Genomic DNA, 617 nt, shown 5'->3' with positions numbered 1-617 from the left:
GGTGGTCTGGCTCTCATTTTAGCTGGCGCGAATGGCTTGACGGATGGTTCTGCAGCGGTTGCCAAACGTTTCCGTATTTCTGATTTGGTAATCGGGCTTACCATTGTAGCTTTCGGCACTTCGGCTCCCGAATTGGTTATCAGTGTGCTTTCTGCATTGAATGGCAGTGCTGAAATGGCTATTGGTAATGTGGTGGGTAGTAATATATTCAATGCTTTGATGATTATAGGTTGTACTGCCTTGGTACTCCCCATAAAAGTAGGTGAGGGGACGATGAGTAAAGAGATTCCGTTAGTCATTCTTTCTTCGTTGGTACTTTTTGTCTGTGCCAATGACATGATGCTGGACAGGGAAGCGGTCAATGTTATCAGCCGTTCCGATGGGTTTGTTCTGCTGGCTTTCTTCCTTATATTTATGCGTTATACATTTGCCATCGCCCGTAATGGGGCAGATGAGGCAGGAGAGGAGCAGAAGATAAAGGAAATGCCTGTATGGAAATCGGTGTTGTATATTGCAGGAGGGCTGGCCGGACTCATATTCGGCGGACAGCTTTTTGTCGACGGGGCAAGCGGGCTTGCCCGTTCATGGGGTGTCAGTGAATCGGTAATCGGACTGAC

General features: G+C 48.0%; 1 protein-coding gene. It reads left to right on the top strand.

The genetic code is table 11. The annotated features are described in order from the left end of the window. The coding region (locus tag IE178_RS37170) for a sodium:calcium antiporter (protein WP_193515092.1) at positions 1-617 on the top strand (617 nt) is incomplete at both ends.

Origin of the sequence: Streptomyces griseoloalbus (assembly GCA_014650015.1) — a bacterium.
Classification (GTDB): domain Bacteria; phylum Actinomycetota; class Actinomycetes; order Streptomycetales; family Streptomycetaceae; genus Streptomyces; species Streptomyces griseoloalbus.
The sequence above is the reverse complement of the archived record's forward strand: the minus strand, read 5'-3'. Positions and strand labels throughout refer to the sequence as shown.